The sequence below is a fragment of the Bradyrhizobium sp. 62 genome (assembly GCF_023073035.1).
Classification (GTDB): domain Bacteria; phylum Pseudomonadota; class Alphaproteobacteria; order Rhizobiales; family Xanthobacteraceae; genus Bradyrhizobium.
Map to the genome: position 1 here is coordinate 222,638 of NZ_JADPIT010000031.1, position 24,595 is coordinate 247,232.

Consider the following 24,595-nt stretch of genomic DNA (forward strand, 5'->3'; position numbering starts at 1 on the left):
CACATCTGCCGCGAGGTCCTTTGCCACCGGGGCATCATTCTCGCCAGTGACGGTGATTGTCACGGTCGCACTCGAGGAAACGCCGGCTGCGTCCATCACGGTGTAGAGGAAGGTGTCCTGCGCCGTCTGGCCGGCCTTCAGGCCAATGAAGGCGCCGTTCGGATCGTAGCTGAAGGTGCCGTCGCCGTTGTTCACAACCTTGCCCTTTGTCCCGGTGGCGTCGACCGTGAAGCTGTGGGTGTCGCCGAGATCAGGATCGGTGTACGAGGCGGTTACCTTTGTTGCCGGCCCGCGCTCCTTCACATCGCCTGTGACATCGTGGGCCACCGGCGCCACGTTCGGGCTGGCGGTGATGACGATGGTGACGATCGCGGTCGACGACGCACCGGAGCCGTCGGTCACCGTATAGCGGAATTTATCCGTCGCTGTCGTGCCGAGCGCGAGGTTGAACGCGCCGTTCGGATCGTAGCTGAAAGTGCCATCGCCGTTGTTGGTGACCTTGCCCTTCGTGGCATCTGTCGTGGTGTCAACCGTGAAGCTGGCGGTGTCGCCGATGTCGGCATCGCTGTACGACGCCGTGACGGTGACGTCCGGGCCCTGCTGCGAGACTCCGCTATTCACATTCGCGGCCACCGGCGCTTCGTTTTGGCCGGTGATCGTGACCGTCACCAGCGCGGTCGATGTCGCGCCGCTGCCGTCCTTCACGGTATAGCGGAACTGGTCGGTCGCGGTCGCGCCGGTCTTCAGGCCGTCGAACGCGCCGTGCGGATCGTAACTGAAGGTGCCATCACCATTGCTGGTGACGGTGCCCTTGGTGTGGTCGGTCGTTGTGTCGATCGTGAATGTCTTGGTATCGGCGACGTCGACGTCGGTGACTGAGGCGGCGATGGACACTGCCGGTCCGTGTTCCCCGGCATTGGCGATGACGTCCTTCGCGGACGGGGCCTGGTTCTCGCCGTGAATGGTGATGACCACGAGCGCCGTCGAGGACGCACCTGATGCGTCGGTCACGGTGTAGCGGAATTGATCCGTCGCGGTGGCGCCGGCCTTGAGGCTGGTGAAGGCGCCGTTCGGGTCGTAGCTGAAGGTGCCGTCGCCGTTGTCGGTGACCTTGCCCTTGGTGTGGTCGGTCGTCGTGTCGATTACGAACGTGTGGGTGTCGTTGGCGTCGGCATCGGTGAAGGACGCGGTGACGGTCTGGGCCGGGCCGGTCTCCTGAACGTCAGTCGAAATATCCTTCGCGACGGGCGCCTGGTTCTTGCTGGGCGCGACGTTGACCGTGACGGAGCTCTCGGCCGCGCCGAAGCCGAGCAGATCGAAATAGAGCGTGAGCGTGGTGCCGGCGGCGACGCCGCTCAGATCCTTCTTCACCGTGATCAGCTGGGATAGCGAACCGCCATCGCCAGACGCCGAGCGGCCCGAGACGGTCACGCCGGTGCCGAAGAAGATCTGGCCGGTCGACTGGATGTTGAGGAACGAATCGGTGTTGGCGAGGCCTGACGCCGCGCCGTCCACCGGGTTGCCGTTCTGGTCGAGCAGCGCAACTTCGAATGCATCCGGCGGATTGTTGCCGTTGGCGTTGGCGAAGAGATGGTCGGCCAGGATCGTGAATTCGAGCGTGTCGACACCGGCCGGAACGACGAAGCTTTCGGACAGGCCGGAGAGGGTTTTGGAATCCTCGATCAGCGTCAGGGTGCCGCCGCTGACGGTGGTGGTTCCATGGCTGGTCCAGTTCGAAGGGAGCTGAGCGGCGACGAGATCGGCGTGATGCGCCGAAGAGAGTATCTGCGTAATTTGCTGCTCGGTGACCGGCGGCATGCCGAAGCTGCTGTTGCGGACGGCCGCAATGATCTGCGCATCGATGGCAGACGGCAGGCGACGCTCAGATGGCGCGAGCGATTCCGACATCAGATCGTTCGGATAAGCGCCGCCGTCGAGATGATCGTCGTCCGGCGCGCGCGTCAGCCGGGCGGAGAAGCCGGGTCCGACAAAGACCTGCGAACCGCCGATCAGACCGACGTGCGATGCGAAGCCGGGAATGTCGGGGTTGAAGCCGAGCAGATGTCCTTCTTCGTGCAGCAGCACGCTGAGTAGATCGTACTTCCCGGCCGCAGCCGAGTTGCCGGTTGCGAGATACGACCTCGAACCCGGCGATATGCCGAACTCGGAATCGTCAAGCGGTGTCGGGTCGATAAACCAGCCCACACCCGCGGCATTGCGGCTGAGAACGATGGTGCCTGCGATTGGCAGGCCATCGGAGCCGACCGCGGCGACCCGAGCCTCGCCCAGTTCGCCGTCCGGTAAATCGCCGAACACAACCGAGATTGTCGGGTAGGTCGTCGCGCCGATCGCATTCTGCCAGATGGTCTGTGCGATCGTCCCCAGTGTCGCCAGGTCGCTGTCGCTGACAGTGCGTGTGCCGCTGGCGCCACCTTCGGTGATCGCGACGGTGGCATTCAGCTCCAGAAACTTGGCCCAAGCGAAGCCCTTATCTTCCGCCCAAGGGAACATCTGGAACGCCGAAACTCCTCTTGGAACGTCAGCTCCCTTTGCCGCAGCAACATAGAAGACGTCTATTTCCGAGAGGGTTTCGATGCCGCGAGGCGAGAATTGAATAACCGGGCCTGGAGATTTGATACCAAGATACTTTTCAGGGGTAAGCGTTCCTCCAAATGCTTCCAGGGCATTGAGATGCGAGTTGTGCTGGATCGGTGATTGTAGAGTCGCTCCGACGTCCTCGATGACAATCTTGGAATTGGGTTTAGCCAACTTTGCATTGATCGCAGTGATGATATTAAGTTCGTCTTCGGCATTGAGGAATTCCCCGCCAACCCTCCTGATAAAGGCGACGTCGAGATCCGACGTAGTCAACGCTCCGCCTTCACCGATGAGGAAGCCGAAGATCGATTTGGTCTTTATCGACAACGGCTTCGCAGGCAGACCCAGATAGCTGCCGATCCTGGTTCCGAGCGCCGTAAGAGGGTCCGCCGCTCGTATTCCGATTTCGACATTTTCCGCCGCAGCGATCTCCAGGATCGCAGCCCTTTGGACAGCTGTCGCGCCCGTCATCGGCGCGTGCTCCAGACCTACGGTCTTTACCGATTTGTTGACCGATTTGGCGATGGAACTCGCGCCTTCACTGAGGGCTCCGGAAGCGCCTGCGTGCAGGAGAACGCTAATTCCAAGCTCGAGCAATGCGGCCGTCGGACCCTGCCACGACGGACTATCCGTAATTTTCGAGGACAGGAATTGAGAGATAGCTCCGAGCGGCGTAGGCACCTCCGTCCCGGAATACATGTTGACGAGGCCGGTCGCGAACTCGGTTGACGCTTGCGCGATGCCAAGAATTTCCGTGCCACTCCAAGCCAATTCTCCGGCCGCGCCAAGTGAAGCGACCCCGATTTCCGGCAAGGCCAGAGGCGCTGTGACGATGAGCGCAATTCCATATTCGAACGGCTTCGTTGCGGCCTTACTTTCGTCTTCGGCCTTGACGACCCCCAGGATCATCTCATTCTCGCGAATGGTGATGGGAGCTCCCTTCTCGATCCCGTATCCTATCTGCCTGCCAAGGTGGCTATTTGCCGCAAAGCCGAGTGTCGAGCCACCCGGCATGGCACTATCCAGGTACTCGTCGTGCATTTCTTCGGTGGTCTTTCTGTGTTCCTCCAACGGTCCAGACTTGCGAAGGTTTTCCCAAAACTGAGAATTGTCCACCTGCGGCGCTCCACCGGTGGGCTCGGGATCAGGAATTTCGTCCTCGATATTCCGGTGCCCCGTCGGGTCGAGAAAACGCAACGGATTGTCGAACGCGTAGATGTACCGGTTCATGCTCGTCGGCTGGTTGAACTGGCCGAGATAGCTGTCCTGACTGATGAACGAGCCGGTCAGCGGATCATAGTAACGAGCTCGGAAATATTGCAGCCCGGTCTCAACATCGAGCTCTTGGCCGGTGAACTGCTTCGTATTGTCCGACGAGCCCACGGTGGCAAGAATTTGTCCCCACGCGTCGAATTCCTGGCTGACCTGGGTGGCTCCGGCTTCGTTGGTCAATTCCGAGGGGCTTCCCAGAGCGTCGACCATGTAGAACTGGCTCGCACGCGTGTTCGCGGTCGGATCGACGCCCGTCATCGAGATCAGACCGACGCCATAATTGTACTTACGCTCGGTCGCGCCTGTGGAGCCGTCATATTCCTGCAACGTTGCACCGGCCGCATAGAGATAGCGCGTCTCGCCTGCAGCCGTGAGTTTTTTGACCCGCAATCCCTGGGTGTCGTAGTCGAACTCGACAGGGCCGCCATTGATGGCGGCGGTCAATACCAGTTCGTCGAGGATGTTGTAATAATAAGGCGTAGTCACGCCGTTGACCGTCATGGCAACCCGGTTGCCGTTGCCGTCGTACAGGAAGCTCATGCTCTTGGTCGGATCGACCGCGTTCGTGATGCTGCGCACGCGGTTGGAGTTGCCATAGTAAGCGTATGTTCGATCAACCGACTTGGCTGGATCCGAGGGATCCTTGCCCTTCTCGGTCAAACGGTTGCCGACATTGTCGTAGGTGTAGGTCAGATCGCCGCCGTGGCTGTCGGCGACCTCCGTCAGCCGGTCCAGCCCATCGTAAGAATAAGTCGTCGTCTTGGCCGCGCCCCCGTCGATGTCATGGTGAACCTCGACCTGGGACTTGCGGTTTCCGTTCTTGTCGTAGGTGTAAGTGAAGCTCGATATGAGATCGTCTGCCGACGGCATGGTGCCAGCAACCACGCTGGTTGCCGATTGACCGAAACCAACCCTACGGTTGACGACATGCAGCAGACGGTTATTGTCGTCGTAGGAGTCGGCAAAACCGTAATCCGCCACCGTGCCGTTCGGATAGACGACCAGCTTCAGCACGCCGTTGGCGTAATACTCGTAACGGGTCTCGCCGTCTTCCGTCGTTGCGACGCTCAACCGATTGCGATGGTCGAATTGGTAGGTCGTCGTGACATGATCGCTGTCCGTGACGGACTTGCGATTGCCCATCTTGTCATAAGTATAGGTAATGCTCTTCCCGTCATTGACATAAGTGGAGCCGATCAGACGATTCAGTTCGTCATAAGTGAAAAGGTTGGTCTCTGTGACGCTTCCACTGCCGACATGCTTGACCTCGATCGATGACTTCATGTTGCCGTTGCCGTCGTAGGCGTAGACGATCGAAAGCGGCTGGTAGTCGAGCGAGGGATTGGCGGCGTTCGAGTACGTAACAGACTGCAGCCGATCAAGATAATCATACACCATCTCGGTGCGCTGACTCTCCGGATCAATCACTAGATTCTGGTTTCCATTGGCGTCGTAGCCGTAGTGCCAATGCTGCCCGTCGGCCATAAACGTGTCGGTCAGGCGATTGAGGTCGTCGTAGCGATTTTCAATCTTGCGGTTATCTGCATCCGTCTCGAAGCGGAGGTTGCGGTCGGCGTCGTAGACATATTCCGTCAGGCCGCCGCCGCGGCTGGTCTCGTCGACCTCCGTCAGCATGTTGAGCGCATCATATTTGTAGCGGGTGACATGGCCGGCAACGAGCGGATCTGTCCTGCTGGTGACGTTGTCGTTCTCGTCGTAGGTGTAAGCAGTCGTCTCGTTGTTGCCGTTGGTGAGGCTAACCAACCTGTAGCGTGCGTCGTAGGTGTAGTTCGCCTCCTTCGTGACGCCGTTCGGCCCGGTATCGCTGATCGTCAGATCGTTGGTCAGGCCGTCGTAATCGTAGGTCGTCGTGCCTTCGTCACGCGTGCCTTGCGCCTCGATCATCGTGATCATGCGATTGGCGCCGTCATACCGGTACTCGGTCGTATTGCCGTCGGCATCGGTCGAGAAGCGAACGTTGCCGACGCCGTCATACGTCTTCTCGGTCATGACGATATCCTGGCTCCCGTAGCGCAGACCCAGGCCGGGCGCGCTGCGGGTTTCCCTGGTCAATCGTCCGAGCGAGTCGAACTGGTCGATGGTCTCGGAGCCGACTTCGTCGAACCGCCGATCCTGCGTGGTCATGCGATTGAGAACGTCGTCGTAGATCTGCTTGGTCGAAGTGAGCGCCGGGCCGCCCTTGAACTGAGCATCCTCCGTCAGGACCAGCCGGTTGGCGTCGTCATACGTAAAGCGGGTTTCGAGCCCCTTCTTGTCGACCATGGACCGAAGATCGACGCCATCATACGTATTCTGAATCGTATTGCCGTCCGCGTCGGTCACCAAGATGAGGCGCCCCAGCGCATCGTACTGATATTTGGTGTCCTTCCTGTTCGGATCCGTGATGGTCTTGATATGGTTCGCGTCGTCATAGCTGTAGCTGGTGACCGTCAGCGGCGATCCGGGTGCAGTCTGTTCGATGACCCTGTTCAGACTGTCGTATTTCGTCTCGTACGCGTTGCCGCGCATGTCGATGAAACGAACCACGTTGTTGTCGCCGTCGTAGAAATACTCCTCGACCGGCGGACGTAGATCGTCGGACGTATGGACGTACTCCGACTTGATCTTCCGGTTGAGGCCATCATACGTGTTGGTGACGTCGACATCGTCATTCCAGGGATCGCGGGTCGTTACCAGGTTCCCATTGCCGTCGTAGCTGTATGTCGTCACCAGATTCAGGCCACCGGCGTCGACGATCCCACTGACCACGCGGCCGAGCCCGTCCATATGAGTCTCGGTCTTGTGACCGTTCGGATCGGTGATGGTCGTAATACGGCTGGCGTAGTCGGCGTCGTAGGTCGTCAGATACGCGTTGACCAATCCCGTGCCGCTGATCACGGTTTGCTCGATCTTGTGAGCCTGGTTGCGGCCGTCGTAATTGCTGTAAACAATCTTGAGCCCGCTTTGCAGGTGGAGTTCGGTCGCGAGCAAGCGGTTGCTGTAGGTATAATCGATCTCATTGCCGACGGCATCGACCGCGGACTTCAGCGTATAGTCCACGTTGTAGACGTATTTCGTCCCGTGTCCGTTGGCGTCCGACTGGAATATCTTGTTTCCGACGCGATCGTACGCCGTCTTAACCGACGCGTGTCCGGTGCCGTACTGATCGGCGGGAACGTTGAAGGTGGCGGAGACCTGCCGGTAGAGGCCATCGTAGGCGTAGGTGGTCTTGTTACCGTTCAGGTCGATGTCAAAGGTTTTGACGATCGGGTCGTAGAAGGTTTTCAAAATGACGGTGGACGTCTGATTTCCCGCCGGACCACTCACGACCGTGACGGTCTTCTGGCGGTTCAGACCGTCGTAGGTGTACTGGTGGACAATCTGTGCCGCGTCGATGTCGCTGGTGACATTTCCATCCTGATCATATGAATACTGCCATTGCAAGGTAACGCTGCTACCGTCTGCCTGTGCGACGTCCTTCATCGTCTTGCGAACGACACGATTACCCTTGTCGTATTCGTAAGTGGTGGTCTGATTCAGGCCGTCCGTGCTCGTCGCGATCTGGCCGCCCGCAAAGTAGGTGTAGACCAGCCGCTCTGCCCAATCGACACCGGGAGAGGCAGTCGTGTGCAGACGGTCGTCATAGGCGGTCTGGCTGAGCAGGCGATTGAGCCCGTCATACTCGTAGTGCACGCGATGACCGCTCGTGTCGCTTTCATCCGTCAACCGCCCTCTTACGTCGTACGTGCGTGTCGTGACGATTCCCACAGCATCCTGGATCTTTGTCGCAAAGCCGAACGCGTTATAGGCGAGGAACCTGGTCGTATGGAGCTGCGCATCGGTGGTCTTGAGCAGATCACCAGGGCCGAAGTTCGCGCTGAACGTGTTTGCCGCGGAGAATTCATTCGAGATCAGCGTGCCCACGGCATCCGAGCTCGAAAGCGTATTGCCGTAGTCGTCGTACTTGTAGGTCGTGACGTTTTTCTCGGCGTCGGTTACGCTCTGCAGCTTGTTGAATTTGGGATCGTAGCTCTTGAGCACGACGATTTCCGAAACAGCATTGCCGGCACTGTCCGTCACATCCTCCAGACCGCCACTGAATGACGTCGTGATCTTCACGGCATTGCCAAGCTCATCGTAGACGTAGGAAATAGTCTGGCCGTCCGCATCCGTGACCGACACGAGTTCGACGTCCTTGCCGTTTTTCCCGGACCCCTCGAAGGCCTCCGGGTGCGGCGTCTGCGGCGTCGCCCAAACCATCGTGGTGGTGCGCCCTTCCGGTGCCTCGATCTTGACGGTCGCTCCGTAGGCGTTGAGCGTGTATACGGTGGCCGCCACTCCCGGTCGGGGATCCGACACCGTTCGTGTCTTGCCCCCAAAATCATATTTGAAGGTCATGACCGATTCGTCTGACCTGCCGGTCTCACCGCCGGGCGCATGGACCTCCATGATCCGCTCGCCTTCGAGGTTCAGGCGCTGGAAGTACGCATCGATGCGCGGATCTGTACCCGTGGTAGGCAGCGCACCGGCGTCGTCTGACACCTGCGGATAGTAGACATAGGTGGTCGTCAACGTGCCGCCGTCCGTGCCGTTGCCCGGAGCAGTGTGTGTGAGCATGTTGTGGCTGAGACGGTCGTCGCCGGGCGTGTAAGTATACGTCTCGGTACGCGTGTCACTGCCGTCGGGAAGCGAGCCGACCTGGGTCACGCTAGTCAGATTGCCGTAACCGTCGTCGTACCTGTATTGGATGTCCAGCCCAAGCAGATCGTGATTGGGGCTGGTCGTGTCGTAGCCCTTCAATTCGACCAGTCGCTTCTCGCCGAAGATGAAAGCATATGTGAAAAGGAACGCTCTTCCGGCCTGATCCTTGACGAGGTCAAGCGTCGTCGAATCATCGTCGAGCTTGCTCTTGAGATCGTCACTTAGGCCGAAATGCGGGTCGACGGGCTGGCTCTTCGAATAATAGAGATCGATCCGGTCACCGTTGGGATCCGTGATCGACCGCAGCGTGTAGATCTTGTTGTAAGGTTGGAGGTTCGGCTCCAACTCGAAATGATAGCGGACATGAGCTGTGGTGTAGAAATCGAGGGCCGCCTTGGTGGTATCGGGCTGCACCAGCACCGAGTGATATCCGGGCTGTGGATCGAAAAACAACGCCGTGGCCGCCAGTTCGGCGGGAATGCCGTAGGCGGCCGTGTCCCCACCTGTGTGCCCCGTCGGGCCGAACGTGTTTCCAGTCGCGTCGCCGCCGACAACCGTTAGATACCCCTTGTCGTCCTGGACGATCTTCACATTGTAGCTGTCGGTCCATCCGGCGCCGAGCGGACCGTCGCTAGAATCACCTTGGCTCGTGTAGATGCGGTTGAAATCGAGCGAGAGCCCCCGGCCCGGAAGGCTCACGTCCGGGCTGGAGACGACCAGATGGCCGTCCCACAGATCCACGCCGTCGACGATGGTGTGTCCCACCGGCGCCGCCTGGTCCATGTCGAGCTCGCTCTTGAGCTTGCCGGCTGCGACGCCGACCTTGGGCGTAACAGCAGCGAACGCCGCGGTCGGATTCAAGAGTGTCGCGCCCGGAACGGCCGTCGCGGTCAAAACATAGGTGTGGTTCTTGAGGTTGGGGGCGAGACTGTCGACGGGGTTGATCAGGTAGTGATAGACGCCCGGCAGCAGCGTGACGTCCTTGAACGTCGCGACTGAATGCGACGGATCAAGCGCATTGCCGACATTGGTCGCGACCTTGCCGTCGATGGTGAGCGTCACTTTCGATATGATATCGAGCGTGAAGATGAAGTCGGCGTTTTCCGCAACGACGTTGCCGCCGATTTCGTCAACTCGGGTCGCGGGGATCGAGAGATCCAATGTCGGGATGAGATTTAGCCCCGGCAGCAAATTCTTATTGCCGGCGGCGACATCCGAGACACGCTGGTAGACAACCAATTGCGGTGTGGGGCTGTGCATCACAGCGATGCCGCCCGGACGGCCGCCCGTCACGACCGGCCCACGCGTACTGCCTGCGGGAGTGCCGAACACCGGCACTCCGTTTTCCACATGCAAGAGATAATCGGCCCTGATGTCGATCAGGGGGTTTTCCTGGCGCGTACTGGCGTCGCTCAACGGCAGATCGTCGATTGCCACCTTGCGCAACAACGAGCCCGACGAATTCGCCGCCAGGCTGCTTGCGACCTGCGCAAGCATCGCCTTGGCGTCGAATACGAGCACGCCGCCTGTTCCGCCCTGCCCCGGCAGCCCTTGATATGACACGTAGAGATACTGGCCGTCGTCGGAGAGCGCGAGATCGTCCGGAAAGCCGAACGGAATCGGCCGCGTCGCAGCGATGAGCTGCGGATTCGGACCGAACGGATCCTTGATGATGCCGACGTTGCCGTCCATATACAGCGGATTGGCGGTCTGGTCGAGGTAGCCGCTGACGCCGGTCGCGTTGAGCCCGATGCCGTTGTACCCGCCTCCAAACACGGAATTGAGCTGGTCGGCGCGCCCCGTGACGAAGGCATAGCTTCCATCCGGTGTGAAGACGATGCTGCCGGCATTGTGGACCGACAGTTGCGAGTTGCTTGCGGTGGCGAGCTTGTCGAGATCGAGCGGGATGATTTGCTTCGTGCCGGCCGACTGATTGACGACGAAGACGCCGCCGGCGTCCGAGCCGGAGTTGGTAAACGCCACTTGCCCGTTCGGCGCGACTGTGACGCCGCTGGTCCCGCTTGCACCTGGAATGACTTTCGCGGTTGGCGCGAAGCCCTTGGCAAAGGTCTGGGTCAGATCGATGTCGATCAGACTGCCCGGAAGTTTTGTCCACGCGTGAGCGCCGTTCGGATCGGAATTCTCGTTCGGCGCCGTAGCGTAGACGTGCAGACCGTCGTTCGACACGGACAGATTGCGGAAGCCGGACGGCGCGATGGAGCTTGACGTGTAGAGATCCTGGTTGGCCTGGTCGAGGCCCGAGAGTGCGACGCTGCCGACCGCGATGTTGCGTATGACACGATTGTAAGTCGGTGACGTCGGGTCGATATCGATCTGGAAGATGTAGGACGAGGCAGTGCCCTGGATCAAATAGGGATTGTGAGCTGCGACATAGGCGAATTTCCCGTCCGGGGAGATCGCGATACCGTAGGGCTGGGCCCCGAACGGCATACGGATTTCCTTGTAGGTGGGCTTTGCCTCGAGGTCGACATAGAGTGACGCGTCGACGAAAGTGTTCCCGTTCTTGTCCTCGGCAGTCAGCATCACCTTGTAGAAGCCCGACTTGAACGCGGCCGGATTGAGTGTCGCCAGAACGCCGCTCGAAACAGGCTTCCCGGTGTCCGCCGACGGCGGGACGTCGAGGACATCGCCATTGTCGAGCGAGATGAGCTGAAGCTTCCACGTCGCCAGGTTTGTGATGTTGATCGTTCCGCGAACCTCGATGGGATCTGTCAGAACGGCGTCGTCCAACTGAGGATCAACTGCCACCCCGTTCGGTGCAGCAATCGGGTGCGGCGCGATCTTCAATGGATTGCGGTCACCGGTGACATCGATCTCCTGGAGGGTGACAGTATCCACGACCGCGACGCGGCCGGTTCCAAGAAGCGTGACATAGGCGCGCGTATTATCCGGTGTGATCGCGACATCGCGGGGGTAAGCGACAGTCGGATCCTTGTCCGTCCCTGGCTCGAGAGGAATGCGGGCCACGATGTCGCCGACCCTACCGGAACTGGCGTCGCCGTTGAGAACGACGAGATCGCCTTCCACGCCAGCCGACGACCACTTGGTCTCTGGCGCGGTCACGAACACATAGGTGCCGTTGGGATTGATCTTCGCCACGTTGCTGACGAGGTCGCGCTTGGCCTGCTCGACGTGGCCGTTCTGGAAGGCCGGCACGTTGACCGTGCGGGTGACCGTGATCTGAGCCAGCCCGAGAGTCACGCCCGTTGGCACGCTAACGTGAAGCTCATTGCTGGCCAAGACGACGGTCGACAACGGCCTGCCGTCCGGCATCGTGAATGTGACGACGACCGTCGGTGACGCCTGGTTCTGCGACACGAACTCGCCGGTCAGCACGACCTCTGCATGCGTCGAGGCTCCGGTTGAATCACCGGGATTGGCAACGAATGCCACCTTAGCGCCTGTGATCTTCGGGGCGTTCAGGTCGAGCGTCGGCGGGGGCACAAATCGGGTCTGGAACGTGCTGACCTTGCCGGGATCGATCTGATAATTCGCCTGCGTCGTAACCGGTAGCGTGTCGGGCGTCAGGAGTTGTATCGCGAAGGTCTGGGGCTGGGGAGCGGACGGGACGGCCATTGTAGCGAGCACGTTGCCGGTGCCCGAAGAATACGAGCCCATGAAGCCGCCGCCGCCGCCACCATTGATCGCGACCGAGAACGAAGCCTGGCTGGCGAGCGCCTGCTGGAGCTGCACAGTCCCCAGATTCGAGTCGCCATAGCCGACCATGTACAGCGACTTGCCGTTGACACCATTATACGGCGGTGAATTCGTGTGCGCGTAACCGTCGGCGCCGACCACGCCGTTCTCGACCTGCCACCAGATCGGGCGCGTGGTGCCGTCGTCGTTGAGATAGTCGCCGGCCTGGAAGAAATAAACTTTGGTGCCGACCGGGATCGACGGATCCACCTTGATGGCGAGTTGGACAGGTACGTTGAGCGGCGTCGGCCCTAGATCGAGGTTGAACGCAGCGGCATAACGGAAACCGTTCGGCATCGCCTGCGGCAGGTCCGCGGGACCCGCCGGCGTGATGCTGACCGTCGTACCGCTGTCGAGCACGCCGGGCGGCACCGCGACGGTAGAACCGTCGCTGCCCTGCACCACGGCGCCGTCGGTGCCGACGGTCACGTTGCCGGTCTGCGGTACCTGCACCTTCACGGGAACCACAACTTCGGCAGCACCGTTGATGATGGTGACGGTCACTGTGCCCGGCGCGATCGCCGTCATCAGGCCGTCGGCGCTGATCGAAACGATTCCCGGCCTGCTGACATAATAGAGCGTGCCGGTCGACGCCGAGGCCAGGTCGGTGGTCAGCAACTGGTCGTCGCCCGGATGCACGTCGAACTGCCGCGTGCCGCCATTGGCGTTCAGCGAGACCGCGAGCGGATAAAGATCGATGCCCTCATTGTAGAGGCGCTGCCCGAGCGCGCTGACGGGAACGCCGACGGTAACAGCCGTCGCGCCAGTGACACCATGGCTGGTCGCCAGCAGCACGGTGGTGCCATTGTGCAGCGCTGTCACCTGGCCTTTGGCGGCGGAGACCGATGCGACCAATGGATCCAGCGTCTGGAGCGAGACGTAGGACGCCGGCAGCACCACGCCCTGCTGATCCTCGAAATCGCCGACCAGCACCATGGTCTGGGTGCCGCCCTCGCCGAGACGCGGCGCACGGTTCTGGAAGTCGAGCTTGACCAGCGCGGCGGTGCTGACGTCGACCGAAACGGTCGCGACCGTCGATTTGTTGAAGCCGTCGTCCGCCTGATATTCGAAATCGGCATGGCCGGAGAAGCCGAGCCCGGGGATGAAGGTCACAGTGTGACCATCCGGATTCAGTGTCGCCGTACCGTCGTGGGAGGAGACAAGCTTGAAGTAGAGCGGATCGCCTTCTGGATCGCTCGCAATCGTATTCAGGTCGATCGCCAGCGGAAGATCGATGTGGGTCAGGGCGTCCGTGTTCTGTGCTATCGGCGGCGGCGCAGCGAGGAAACCGTAGTTGTTACCGAGCAACTGCGCGTCGGCGGCATTGACGATGCCGTCGCGGTTGGCGTCGGCACCGAGCACATAGCCGGCCTGTCCAGCGGACCTGCCGAAGGCCTGGTTCAACAGCGCGCTGTCGAGTCCGTCGACCGCACCATCCTCATTGGCATCGCCGACCACGAAAAGCTGCACGGTATAGGCGCCCGAGGTTGCGCCGTTCGCGCCGAGTACCTTGAGCAAGTTGACGCCGTCGCGGCCGATGGAGAAGAGCGCGTAAGACGTCCCGTTGCCGCTGCGCTGGACCAGCGGCGTCAAGCCATCGATCGTCGCCACGCCCGGCTGCAAAGCGCTGCCATTCGCCGCTGTGATCTGGACACCCAGCAAGATGTTACCAGTTGGCGCCGATTTCAGCTCCGAGGGCCGCAGATTGAAGGCCAGATGGTCGGCGCCGCCCGCCAAGAGAGAGCCCTCATAGCTGGTGGTTTCAAAATCGCTGGGCCCGCCGAGGTTCACGTTAAGTGGCGCGACCTGTGCCGTGGTGCCGTAATTGATGACACTGCCGGCCGCGCTGGTCGGCGAGGTCGCGACGATCAGTTGATGCGGAGCGGTGACGGCATAGCCGTAGCGGCTGCTCAGTCCTGTGTTGGTGTTGTGGGCGGAGGCAAGATTGCCCGCGCCGTCGTAGGAATAGATGACGCGCGTGCCGTCGGATGCCACGAACGAGGTGATGCGGCCCGCAGCGTCGCGGGTGAACTGCACTGAGTCGCCGTTCGACGCGACGATGCCGCCGTCGCTGAAATGCAGCGTGTTGCCACCGGGCAGGACCTCGTCGAGCACACCGTGCGTCGTGCTGAGATGATAGACCGTGCCGTCCTGGGCCGTCAGCGTGTAATCGGCCGCCCCGAACGCGCCGTTGGTCGGATTATAGGGCTTCGCGGTCTGGAGCTCGTAGTAACCGTTGGGCCCCTTGCTGAGCGGCACCGACGATGTCTCGAGCCGGTAGGTCACGCCGGGATCTGCGGTGAATGCCGCCGTATAGTAGGTCACGCCCAACTGCACGTGCTTCTCGGGCGTGAACGTAAATCCGACGCGCTGTCCGTCCGGCAGCGTCAGATAGACGCGCGTGCCGTCGACGAACGGATTGTAGATGCCGAGCGCTTCCTTGCCGGTCGACGGAATGCTGGTCTGAACCAGCGGATCCAGATTGGCGAAACGCCAGCCGTAGCCGAACGATCCTGCGATGTTCTGATCGAGCGAGGAATAGGATCGTACAAGGTTGACGGTCGTACCGCCCAATACCACCGACAGATCCGTGAAGTTCTGGATATAGGCCGCCGGCTTTGTGGGAGCATCGGCTTCGACGATGGTCTGCACTGTGGAGGTGCGACCGCTCACATTGGTCGCGGTCAACCGAAGCTGATAAGCGCCGCTGCGCAGATTGGCGGGATCGAAGTGATAGACCGTGCCGTTGACCGGCGTGGCACCGCTCGCGACGGTCGTGAAATCGCTCGAGCCAACCAGAGCCTGCTCGAGCACCCATGAATCTAGATTGGTATCGCTGACGGTCGCGTGGAGATCGAGCGCCGATGTCAGCAGCGCATGATTGGCGACATTGTCGAACGACACGACCGGCGCGGCGTTGTCGTTCGGGTCGCGGACCTTCAGCACGGTATGTGCGGAGCCGGCGCGGCCATCGGAGTCGGTCGCCGTAGCGTCGATAGAGAACACGCCCGGCGCTTGCGGCGTGTAGCTGGCGCGCCCATGACTATCGAGCGTCAAGGCCTGGCCGTTGACCGACAAGGTCAGTCCGGCGATCGGAGCCATGCCCGAAGCGGCGACATGCAGCAGCACGGCCGTGCCGGGAACGCCGGGGAAGCTCGGCGTGATCTCGACGATGACCTGAGGCGCAACCGGATTTAGCGTCGCGCGCAGCGTCGCGACCTTCGACGTACTCAATTCGCCGTCGGTCACTGTGTATTTGATCGCGTAGTCGCCAGTCTGGGTCGGGCCCGGCGTCCAGGTCAAAAGCCCGGTGTGAGCATCGAGCGTCGCTCCCTCGGGCAAGCCGAGGGCCGAGAAGCCGAGCTGGGTGTTGAGATCGGGGTCGGCGGCCGCCAGCTGCAGGTTGAATGGCTGGCCGACCACCACGCCATGGTCGGTGACATCCAGGGTCGGCGCACGGTCGAGATTGTCGATATGGATGTTGGCGGTGAGCGTATCGCCGAGACCGCCGGGATCGACAACCCTAAACTTGACCGCGTAGTCGCCAGCTTGTTCGAAGCCTGGCGTCCAGATGAGTTGGGCTGTCGATGCGTCGAAGGTCGCACCGGTCGGCAGCACTGAAATCACGCTGTAGGTCAGCGCGTCGTCGTTGGCATCTGCAGCCGAGATCGCAAATTGCAGCTTGGTGCCTTCGCGACCGGACTGTTGCTGCAGAGGAATGAAGTGCGGCGCTTCGTTGGACGCAATCACCGTAATCGCGATGGTCTGCGTCGCCGTCAGGCTGCCGTCGGTGGCCGACAACACGATACCGCTGTACTTGCCGACCTGAACCAGGCCGGGAGTCCAGGTCAGGACGCCCGAAACCGAATCGATCTTCGCACCGACCGGCAGGTTTGTCGCCGAATAGGTGACGGTGTCTCCGTCGGGATCGATCGCACGCAAAGACACGCTCAGCGTCTGGTTGGACGCAATCGTCTGGTTGCCGGCCGCGACCCACACCGGAGCCTGGTTGCTGGTGCGGACCGTCAAAGTGAACAGCTGGTGATCGGTCAAAATGGCGGCTGGATCGCCATTGCCGCTGTCCGTGGCCGACACCAGGATGCTGTACTTGCCGACGTCACCGCTGGTCGGTGTCCAGGTCAGGACCTTTTGCCCGTAGACACCGTTCGACGTCAGCGTCGCACTGGGCGGAAGCCCGGTCGCGCCGAATGTCAGGGCGTCCTGATCGGCGTCGGTCGCCTTGATAACGAGCTGGAACTGCTCGCCGACGACGGCGACCTTGTCTCCGATCGGAGCGATGTGCGGTGGCCGGTCCGGCGCGTTGACGGTGACGACGAACGACTGGGTGTTCGACAACGCGGCATTGGCGCCGTTGCCGTCGCCGTCGTCGGTGGCGGTCAGGAAGATCGTGTAATTGCCCTTGTCATCGGCGGTCGGCTTGAACGTGAAGACGCCGGTGCCGTCGCCATTGTCGACGAACTTGCCGAAAGCGGGCACGCCGAGCATCGTAAGCTTGAGCGGATCACCATCGGCATCGACCGCCGAGACCGGCACGTTCAGCGTGCCGTCGTGATCGACGCTCTGGTTGGCGATCGCCGTGACCTGCGGAGCGCGGTTAACGTTGAGGACGTTGAGCGTGACCTGCTGGGTCACGACCTTCGGCTGGCCCGTGCCATCGCCATCGTCGGTCGCCGTGATGGTGACCACGTGCTGTCCGGCGTCACCGAAGCCGGGAGTCCAGCTGAACATCAACGTATCGGGATCGAAGGTCGCGCCTTGCGGCATGCCGCTCAGCGAATAGTTGACCGTCGTGACGTTGAGATCGCCGTTCTGGACCAGAGAGCCGTCGGCGGCGCGGTCCGGCGGCGTGAAGCTCGGATTGTCTGCGTCATAAGCCTGGACGCGGAATTGGACCTTCTGTCCTTCCGGTCCCTGGAAGGTATCGAGATTCTGGAAGACGGGCGCAGCGTTGATGTTCTGCACCACGACCGTCGTGGTCTGGGTGGTGCTGGCCACGCCATTGCTGACCGTGAACGGGATGAAGTAAACGCCGTGCTGCGTGTAGTCGGGCGTCCAGGTGAAGACGCCCGTCTTGGGATCGAGGAAGCCGCCAGGCGGGAGGAGATTGCTCGAATAAGTGAGCGGCAATCCATCGACATCGGTCGCCTGCAGCGCGATACGAACCACCTCGCCTTCATTGCCAATGAAATTGGCCGGCTTGACCAGCTTCGGCGGTTGCGGTGTCGGCGCAATCACGACGATGGTGACCTGGCTGACCTCGTGAACGCCGTCGCTGGCGACGAAAGTGACGTTGTTGTAGGTGCCGGCGGAATGGAAATCCGGCGTCCAGATCAGCGCGTGCTGTTGCGCGTCGAACGTGGCGCCCGGCGGCAGGTTGTTGGCCCAGTAGATCAGCTTGTCGTTGTCGAGATCGGTGGCCTGCACGGCGATCTTGAGCGTGTCACCTTCCTTGCCGTCGACCTCCGCAGGAATCGTTGTCAGGACCGGCGCTCGATTCACGCCCGTCACGCCGAGCGTGAACGTCTGGGTGTCGTAGGCACCGCCGGCATCGTAGGCTTGTAGGACCACGGTGGTTTGACCAAGGCTGCTCGTCGTCGGCATCCAGGACACCAGCCCGGTCGCGGCGTCGATCGTCATGCCGGCCGGCCCCTTCACCAGCACGAACGAGATAGGATCGCCGTTCGGATCGTAAGCCGTGGGCTTGTAGGTGTAGGCTTGCCCCGCCGTCGCCGACATCACCGGATAGGTGATGAAGACCGGCGGCGCATTACCGATGAGCCCGCCACTGACGCTCGGATCAAAGCTGACGGGCTTGCGATTGGGATCGGCGACCGTGATCGTCCGCCCCGTGGTCGAGTGGCCGGCCAGCAGAATGCCGCTCGCCGGCAGGTTCGAGCTCAGATCGATCAGCCAGGAACCGTCCGCAGCGCGGCCGGAAGTCCCAAGCGGTTCGCCGTCGAAATGCTGTGTCGGCGACAGCTGCAGCACCAGCGGCAGTACCAGATTATGCGAACTCTTGTTCGTCACGGTGACGTCGAAGGAGATCGTGCCGGTATCGCGGTCACTGCGCGCCAGCGAGAAATTGACGTCGAGCACCGACGTGACGTCGCTGACGGCGGTGAAGCCGGTCGTATACGCTTCCGCCAGCGCAAGGCCCGCAGCGCTCTGCACACTGGTCAAGACCTTGAACTGGTAGTGATCTGCATAAAGCGGCGCGAAACTGAGCACTGCGGTCCGCGTCGCCTGGTCGTAGGCGATCGCCTGGATAGGGATCAGTCCGGCACCGTCACCACGCAGCTCATAGTTGGCGGGATTGAGCACCGAGCGCGGACCGCTCGCCGCGATGGCCAGCATGTCTTCGTCGAACGTCACCGAGAGGCTGGCGAACGGCAGCGACACGAACGCGTCCGGTGGCGGATTGGTGCTCGTCACATGCGGTGCACGCACCGGCCCCAGAACGTCGACCTGATGCGACTGGCTCAGGAATACACGGCCATCCGCGCTGGCTCTGACGATATCGCCGCGCGTGCCACCCTTGGCGACGTCGACAACCTTCATGGTCGCAAGATCGACCATCGACAGCGCCGTGCCGCCGTTCGACGAAGCCTCGGTGTGGGAAACGAACAGCAGGCCATCGAACTTGGAACCGGCCGCGCCGAACGCGATCGATCCGACATCGCTGTCGAACGACAGCATCAACTTGGGCTTGTTGCCGGTGAACTCGATTACCTGGCCCTGATTGTGCGGCCAAGTAACGGCCCACAGCGTGCCGTCAGGCGCGAAGGCGAGGCTACCGACCCTGATATCGCTGAAATGGCTGAAGGTCTTCGCGGTCGGATCGAACACCTCGATGCCATTGCCCGAGGAGACATAGACGAGACCGGTGCTCGACTGCAGAGCGACGCTCTGGGTCAGGGAGTCACCGAATTGATCGATCACGGCGCCGGTGGTTGCATCGAGCTCGTAGAGCGGTCCCCCGCCTGTCGCGGCCCAGATCACGTTGCGCGCGGCATCGAACGCCATGTCGTAAATCGGCTCGGGTAGCGTCACCAGCGGCGCGCCAACCTGCCCGCCTTCCGGATTCAATCTGAAAATCTGGTTGCGCGATGAGCCACCGCTGACCAGCACGGTGTTATCGGGCATAGCCAGAATGGCCATCGGCCCGATGCCCGCACCGCTGTCGCCGATGCCGGTCGCGAACGCCTGCGCAGTGAAGGGCGCAAGCACTGTTGAGAACTCAGACGCCCTGGTCTGGACGATAGCGGACGGAATGCCCTGCTGTGTCTGCGTGAACAGCGCGTTGGTCGACGGCTGCGTCGACGGCGCCGGCGGCGGGCCGAGATCCTCGGTCGTCGTGTCGCCCACGGTGGGCGTGGCGCCGAGATTGGCCGAAGCATCGCTGTTCGGCACCGAAGCGCCAAGCGGCGCCTGTTCGCGGTTACCCGCGTTGTCAGTCGCCAACGCCAGGAATTTGTAAGTGTGGCCAGCCTGGCCGTTGTAGATGCCGGAGGTCTGCGTGGTCTGCTTCAGCCAGGTGGTGTAATTGCCGCCATCGACCGAGACGTAGACGGTGACGTCCTTGACGCCGCTGCCGCCATCGTCGTCTTTGGCGCTCCACTGCACCTGATAGTCGGAGCCGCCCTGCACCAGCGGCGCCGAGGTCAGCGTGGTGACCGGAGCCTTGCCGTCCAAAGTGAAGGTCAGTTGCTGCGTATCCATCGGCGCAGCGGTGTTGAAGATTACGCGCGCCTGGGCGGTTAGCTCCGTGCCGGTGGCGAGCCCCGTCTTCGGAGTGGCGGTGTAGCTGACGAAGCCACGGCCATCGCCTGCGGCGTCGTCGGGCGGCAACAATCCCTTCGTCGGATCCTGGATGACCTCGCCGGTCAACGGATCGATCGCCTGCAACAGCCAGGTCAGCGTGTTGGAAGACAGGTCGATACCCCCGCTAACACGCAGGATGAAACCTTTGCTTTGGGTGAAGTCGAAATCATTCTGGAAGGATCCGACGCCGCTGGGGACGTGGACCTTGATGTTGCCGATCTGGAGATCGCCGAGGCGGAACGAGCGCGGCTCGTAGTCCGAGTCCAACTGCGTGACGATGCGGATTTCGCCGACCGTCGACGCCGCGTGCGGCGCGTTCTGGAACTGGATCGTGTAAGGCTCGGCGACGCCCGCCGGGACAAACTGATCCGTGCCGTAGCCCAGAGGCCCGTTCAGGAAGGCTTGGCCGGTGCGTCCACTGCCGTTGAAGAACGACGCGAAGTTCGGCGGGTCGACGTTGATGAAGTTCTGATTCTCGGGGTGTGTCTGGTCGTTGCCGTGGCCAGTGTACGGGAAGTCCCAACTGTTGGCCCAGGGAACGTAGACATAGTTCGACTCGTAATGCGTCGGCGAAATCGCGTTGAGATCGAAGTCGCTCGCCGGCGGCGGATCGAAGCTGACATAGCTGGTCGGCTCGTGTGGGCTGACCGTGTCTTCCTTCTGGGTCTGATACGGCGTCGTCTTGGTGGGGTCGTCACCATACCATTGCTGCACCTGGCTGAAGAACTGCAACAAATTGCCGGTTGTGATGATCTGCTTGCCGGCGGGCCCGGCGAGGATACCGGCCGCCAGCGTTGCCTGCAGGCTGACGAGGACAGGATTGTCGTGAATCTCGGGCGGCTGGTCGACCGGCCGCAGCAGGCCGGCCTGGGTCAGCGCAGTAAGATAGAGGTCGGTCCACGAGGTCGCGTCCGCCGCCAAATTCTGCAGCGCCGACGATGCCGTCGGGTCCTTCAGGATATTGACACGCAGGGTCTCGGCGAGTTGCCGCTGCTGCGCGACATATTCGTCGGGCGTCAGCGCCGTCGCCGAGCCCATGATGTTGAACGCGAAGGCGGTGACGCCAGGCTGCTCGGTCTGATTGCCCGGCGGTAGGCCGTTCGGGTAGGTCTGCACCTGGAAGCTGAAGGTGGTATTCGCGCGCGTGGCCAGATCGTAGGCGTAGCCGGTCGTCAACGACTGTCCGTTGGTGTCCGACATCGGCACGATGCTGGCCCACGGTACGTCGGCAATGTTTGGCGTTCCGGTGACGTTGGTGGTGACACCCAGATACGGCACGCCCTCGTTCAGCGGCGTGCCCGGCACACCGTACTGGAACTGGACATAGGGAATGTCGACATTGGTCTGGCTTGTGAGCGTGAAGCCGTAGAGACCGCTCTGGCCGGCCCAGATGACACGGGGGCCACCGAGCGCGATGCTGACATCGGCGGGCAGCGCCTCCTCGACAAGATAGCGGTAAGGCGCGATGGCGATCAGACCGTTCGGATTGATCACCTCGACGTCGTACAGGCCGTGCGGCGCGTTGCGCAAATCGAAGATCGCGATGATCCGCGTGGGATCCATGACCTTGTAGCTGACGGGCTCGTACTCGGCGAAGCCCGGCCGCACCAGCTTCACGACCGCCTGCGCATCGAACTGGGCGCCGAAGATCGTCGTGGTGACGTAGCGATCGTCGCCGCCCTGATCCTGCTTGACGTCGGTGATCCCGAACGGAAGCACATGGGCGAGCAGCGTCACACGCGAACTGGCCGTCGGCTCCGACTGGCCGTGCACAAGCACGTAATAGGTGCCCGCCGTGGTCGACGGAATCACCGAAAACTGATTGGCCTGAACCGCGCCCTGATAGGAGGCATCATAGGTCGCAGGCGTTGGCAACGCGCCATAGCGCAGGAACAGCGTGTTGGCGGACGTCGAGTCCGCCGCAGTCAGGTCCACCTGCAAGGTTTGACCTTGCGCCACCGTGACCTGGAAGAGTCGATCCTGGCCCGTAGAGAGCGTGGTATCCACCGCGACGCCGAGATGCAAGTCCGGCACCGTCACGTTCAGCACGCTCGACGACACGGTGGTGTTGTTCTGCGTCGGGAGCTCGACGATATCGTCGAAAATGTCGGTTCGCACGATGACGCGATAGGTCCCGGGCGTGGCTGGTGGCAGTTGCGCATCCAGCGTGGCCAAGTAGGAGCCGCCCGGCAGCACAGTGCCGGAGAAGTTGAAGTAGCCGATCGGCTTGTCACCGATGTCCCAGACGTTATCGCTGGAGAGATAGGCGACATCGCGCCACGAACCGCTCGCTGCGTTGGTGCCAATATTGTCTACTGTCCAGGTCAAGTGGACGAGATCGCCGGACATCGCGCCGTTCGGAATCGTGATGGTGTCAACGACAAGATCGGACGGTGGCGGCTGGTCGATCAGGAGCGGCGTCGCGGTCGCGGTCGCGTTGTTGCCCTCCTTGGATGCCTCGTACACGGTACCGATGATCGGCGATGTCGCGGTCGGTGGATCGGTGAGAACGAAAATGTACCAAGGACCCGTCAGATTCCTCGGCGTCTTATAGGTCAGGGTGTTCTGGTAGCTCGCGCCGGCGGCCAACCCGCCCTCGTGCGTGACGGCACCGAGGAATGTGTCGGCATCGCTGAGGAATTGGTCCCGCGAGATATAAATGTAGTCGTCCCACTTGCCCTGACGAGTCGGCACCGCGCCGCCACCGGCGTTCGTGACCTGATAGGTCACCGTGAACGACTGTCCGGTCAGAACGTGATCGAGCTGAAGGGGATCCGGCCCCAGCGCCACGACCGAGGTGACCTGAAGATCCGGCGGCGGCACCGCTGATATCGTCAGCGCGGCGGCCGTGATGTTGTTACCTTCGCCCTGGAACTCCGGAACGCTGCCCATCCCGTCGCTGTATTGCAGGTTCGAAATGCCGAGCAGCGGATCGTGCAGGCCCGACGCGGTCGAGTCCGTATAAACCAGGATGTAGTAGTTACCGCCCAGGCCATCAGGGAGCTGCGCGTCGATCGTGGCCGTGTAGCTCGCGCCAGAGGTCAGGACGGTGCCGTGCGACAGCGCACCGATCTCGATGTCGTGACCGTCGAGCGAAGGATCGAGCGACAGGAAGACGCGATCGGTCCAACGTCCCTCGCGGGTATCGCGGTTTCCGGTGTTTGTGACGGTCCACGTGATCGGGATGATCTGGCCCGACTGGGGCACGTTGACCGGGAGAACAAGATTCGTGACCTGGAGATCGGGCTCGCGATAGATGACGGGCACTACACCAGAGGTTCGGTTGTTGCTCGGGTCCTCGTAGCCGCGGATACCGAAAGAATCCCTGGAGCCGCTGTTGTCGCGCGACATGGTCTTGGTCGCGCCGTCGGGATTGGTGATCACATAGACATAATACGGCTGCGGGTCGGCGGCTGTGCCGCCGATGCCCTTCGGCAAGAAGAACGTTGCCGTCTGGGTGTAACTGGCGCCGCTCGCAAGCGGCTGATCGTTGCTGTGAGCGTAATGCCCGATGAAAGTGACTTGGCCCGGATCGAATGTCGCATAACGCGAGAAATAGACGTCGTCGTTCCAGTAGCGCGTGCCCGACCAGACATCAGCGCCGAAGTTTTGCACCGTCCAGGTGACCGTCGTGCTTTCGCCCGAATAGTTGGTCGTCGGCGCTGTGACGGAGGTGACTCGGAGATCAGCCAAGGGCCGCGGCGTGACAAGGGTATTGCCGACAGTGATGTTGTTGGTGGTGTATTGGCCTTCCCAGGTCGGGGCTACGTAGTTGCCGTTTGAGTTGTAGCCACCAGTGTTGCTGACAACGATAACGTACTTACCCGAAATTTCGGGCGTCAGCTTGAAGGTCGCCTGGTTGGTATAGCTCCCGTTGGAGTTCACGATGCCGTCGTGTTCGACCGAACCGAGGAACCATTGGTTGCCGATATCCTTGCCGGTGTTCGGCGGCACGAAATTCGGTACGTCGGACAGATAGACCTGGTCGAACAGGACCGGATTCTCCGTCGCGTTGGTGCCCTGGTTCTGGACTGTCCAGCTCACCGTGTAGTCTTCGCCGCCGACACCGGTTGCCTGCGGATTGACGGCCGTCACCACCAGGTCTGGCGGAGGTGTCAACAGCACCGTGATCGGCCGTGCCTTGTAGTTGTCGTTGTTGGAACGATTCGGATCGTCCGGGTTAATGTTGATGTCCTGGGTGCTCTTGTGCACCACGTCAAACGCGTCGGACCAGGCAGTGATGTAGAACTCGCCCGACACGTGCTGCGGCAGCGTCACGGTCGCGGTGACGTCGTAGCCGGTCGGCAACGTAATCACGCTGGGATCGTTGCCGATGATGCCGGTGTGCGCGATGGTGGCGAGCAGAACGTCGCCCTTGGTCGTGTTCGGTCGCGTCTTGTCGCGTGTCAGCCAAATCTCGTCGGTCCAGTTCTGCTGGTCGGTCGGCTCGAGGCCGAGATTGTCG

General features: G+C 61.6%; 1 protein-coding gene (only partly in view). It reads right to left on the bottom strand.

All coding sequences use genetic code 11. The features are described from left to right. The coding region annotated (locus IVB47_RS29025) for a tandem-95 repeat protein (protein WP_247466465.1) crosses the window boundary (this coding region is incomplete at its 3' end): on the bottom strand, positions 1-24,595 show 24,595 of its 32,175 nt. Its footprint extends 7,580 nt past the window's final position.